1 protein-coding gene is annotated in these 613 nt (G+C 50.6%); it reads left to right on the plus strand.

All coding sequences use genetic code 11. The features are described from left to right. A partial coding sequence (locus R7093_RS26375) for a superoxide dismutase (protein ID WP_318147170.1) occupies positions 1-460 on the plus strand: 460 nt, incomplete at its 5' end. Positions 461-613 lie beyond the last annotated feature (153 nt).

Consider the following 613-nt stretch of genomic DNA (forward strand, 5'->3'; position numbering starts at 1 on the left):
ACAATCGCTAGACGAAATCTTCGCAGCCGTTTCGCAACATAGCCCAGCCATTCGCAACAATGGCGGCGGCTACTACAACCACATCCTTTACTGGAATTGCATGTCACCAGAAGGCGGCGGTGAACCACAAGGCGCACTTGCACAAGTCATCAACGACAAGTTTGGTCACTTCGAAAAGTTCAAAGACGAATTCGCTCAAGCAGCCGTTAATACGTTTGGATCTGGCTTTGCATGGTTAGTTGTGAAAGATGGCGACATCCACATCTCCTCCACCAGCAATCAGGATAACCCGTTAATGGACGTGGCCGATGTACGCGGCGAACCTATCCTTGCATTAGATGTGTGGGAGCACGCGTACTACATCAGTTATCAGAACCGTCGACCAGAATACATCGACGCTTGGTGGAATGTGGTGAACTGGCGCGCCGTCGAAGAGAACTACGCTCGCGCGCTCGTGTAACCGCTAACGATAAAGGGGGAAGGTTGGTAAGCGCCAAGCCCTCTTTTGTACCCAAGTCGCTGCACTTGGGTATATACTGCCCCTCTCTTTGACCAACTCTATCTCAATACCATGTTTGATATCGCTTTATACGAACCAGAAATCGCGCCGAAC

Source organism: Vibrio sp. 1580 (genome assembly GCF_033340055.1).